This window comes from Candidatus Micrarchaeia archaeon, from assembly GCA_041650355.1.
Lineage (GTDB): Archaea > Micrarchaeota > Micrarchaeia > Anstonellales > Bilamarchaeaceae > JAHJBR01.
Genome location: JBAZLI010000108.1, coordinates 1 through 2,530, shown reverse-complemented (window position 1 = coordinate 2,530; position 2,530 = coordinate 1). Strand labels below are relative to the sequence as shown.

The window sequence follows — 2,530 nt, the reverse complement described above, 5'->3', positions numbered from 1 at the left end:
CCCTCTCCGCAGGATTGAGAAAATATTTCCCCTCCCGCTCCACAAGCATAGCCTTCTCGGCGTCGCTGAACGAATCGAACGTTTTCCTGCCTATTCCTTTCTCCTTGAGCTGGAGAACGAACAGCCTTTTCACGTTTTCCAAAAGAGCACCTATATTTCTCCTGCCATCTCAATTATTCCGGAGGGGACGTAAATTTTGGCCTTGCGCAGGGCGCGCACATCCTTGGAGCCGGTAAGGAACATGCCCACCCTGAGCTGTTCCTTCCATACGTCTATGCGCTGCTCCAGCTTCCTTTTCATGTACGCCTCGAGGAACGGCTGCGCGGCCCCTGCAATCTCGGCCCCGAGCGCAACCGCCTTTGCCGCATCTATCCCGCTCCTCACCCCTCCGCTCGCAATCAGCGGCACGATTCCTCTATTCGCGATTATGGATGGAACAGTAGGGATTCCCCATTCCGAGAACCCGGGAACCCCGCCTCCACGCTCGTACTCTATCGTGCTCCACGAAGTTCCCCCAGAGCCCGCTATGTCCACATACTTCACTCCTGCTTCCTTGAGCATTTTCGCTACCGAAGTGCTTATCCCTGCCCCGGTTTCCTTCGCGATTACCGGAACCGAAATCCGCTCGCACGTTTTTTCAATCGCTTTCAGTATTCCTGTAAAATCATTGTCCCCTTCGGGCTGTATTATCTCCTGCAAGGGGTTCAGGTGCACCGCGAGTGCGTCAGCCTCTATCGCGGAAACCAGCCCTTCTATTCTGTTAATCGCGTACTCCTTCAGCTGGTAAGCACCTATGTTCGCTATTATCGGGACAGAAGGCGCGATGTTCTTCACGTAATATGTTTTCCTGAGGGAAGGCTCCTCGACCATCGCCCGCTGGCTCCCCAGCCCGAGCGCAACCCCGGTGTTCTCGGCAGCGTGCGCGAGCTTCCTGTTTATCATTCCCCCCTTCTCATACCCCCCCGTCATGGCTTCAATGAGCAGGGGAGCCTCGAGCCGTTTTCCCAAAAACTCGGTGCGCATGCTTATCTTCTCGAAATCTATTTCCGGAAGCGCGTTGTGCACGAGCATCACTTCCTCGAAGCCCGAAGTTTTCAGGTACTGCATCTTCTTCCTCGCAACCAGGTCCACGTGGTTCTTCTTCCTGCGCATAATCATACTATCATCCTCATTTCCCTTTCGGGAATATCATGCTCCCGTATCCGACCACTGCCGAATAATCCCCCGTAGCCTTCCCGGAATCAGTGTATCTCAGGGTTTTCGCCCTTTTAATCCCTTTCGCCTTCGCGTATTCCACGAGCGCGGTTATCGGGCCGTAGCCGCACACGCTCCATCCGTGCTTCCCGAGCGCGTTCTCGAACCCCTCCCCGTCCAGCGCCTCTATGTAGCTCCTCGCCGCGCTGTCCTTCCTCCCTGCCTCTTCCGCCGGAAGATAGTGGGAAAAATCCGAGCTTGCAATCACGATGTGCTTCCCGGGATTCAGCGTTTTCGCGAGCGCATTGCCCACGTCCAGCGCGCTTTCGTAATCCTGGCTCATCATGCATATGCACACGATTTTCGCATTTGGATTAATCTTCTGCACGAAAGGGAGCTGGACCTCTATGCTGTGCTCGAACATATGCGCATTCTCGTCAAAATCTATCAATTTGGAATTCTTTTGTATCCTCTTCGCGAGTTCAACGTCGCATTTCGAAATCCCTAAGGGCGTTTCCCAGTCCCTGAGCGAAATTGAGATCAAGCTTCCCCTTCCGGTGTGGTTCGGGCCCAATATCACAATAGTTTCGGCTTTTTTCAGCTCTGCTATTGAAAAGAAAGTTATGGCCGCGGTTTGCCCCGAATACACATACCCTGCGTGCGGGCACACGCCCCCCACAGCGCTCACCGGCGTGTACTCGCTCTCAGCCTTTTTCAAAAACTCGGAAACCGTCCTTTCCAGCTTCTCCTTTTCAGCAGGGTAGAAAGTTCCTGCAACTGCCGGCGTCCTCATGAATTTAGCTCTCGGAATAAGTATATAAATCTTAGATTGGCCGCCTAGGGTTTTGCGATTTTCCACAGCGCCCTGAAATAGCTGAGGAAATTCCCTGCTGCTTCCGCGCTCTCTATCACAACCACGGTTGGATTGGCGGTAAACACGAATAAGGCCGTCTTGTCCTTCCATACCCCTATCTGCGAATGCGCGGCAAAATACTGCGGCAGGTACCTTATCTGCGATTTAAACCTGGTCGTCTTCTCCAAATTCCCCCTGGTGTTCAGGTTTGCAAGCATTCTCACCCCTATCCCCCTTGCCACCCTTCTCTGATGGTGCTTGTAAAAAAACCTTCGTAGCTCAGGCCCCACCTGCCCGTAAGTTGCGCCCAGCACGTAATACCCCTCCCCGGGCCCCAAATCATCCAGTATCATCCTTAGAACGTTGGTCACAGCCTTGAATCCCTCGTAAACAGTGGCCCGCGTGGGTTCCATCTTCTGCTGTTTCTCCAGCCGCGGCAGGAGCATTTTCACAAACTCCTTCTTCTCGCCCAGCTGCTTCTCC

General features: G+C 53.8%; 3 protein-coding genes. All 3 read right to left on the bottom strand.

Translation table 11 applies throughout. The features are described from left to right. Positions 1–150: 150 nt before the first annotated feature. Complete coding sequence (gene fni, locus WC488_05450) at positions 151–1,158, bottom strand: type 2 isopentenyl-diphosphate Delta-isomerase (GenBank protein ID MFA5077841.1); 1,008 nt, start codon at positions 1,156–1,158, stop codon at positions 151–153. 10 nt (positions 1,159–1,168) lie between these two features. Continuing rightward, positions 1,169–1,987, bottom strand: coding sequence for an AmmeMemoRadiSam system protein B (gene amrB / locus WC488_05445; GenBank protein ID MFA5077840.1), 819 nt, complete (start codon positions 1,985–1,987; stop codon positions 1,169–1,171). Between the two features lie 44 nt (positions 1,988–2,031). Beyond that, the coding region (locus tag WC488_05440; GenBank protein MFA5077839.1) for a hypothetical protein at positions 2,032–2,530 on the bottom strand (499 nt) is incomplete at its 5' end.

What these genes read in the sequence shown, in the direction of transcription:
- fni (MFA5077841.1), bottom strand. Translation starts at nt 1,158, where the DNA reads ATGATTATGCGCAGGAAGAAGAACCACGTGGACCTGGTTGCGAGGAAG.
- amrB (MFA5077840.1), bottom strand. Translation starts at nt 1,987, where the DNA reads ATGAGGACGCCGGCAGTTGCAGGAACTTTCTACCCTGCTGAAAAGGAG.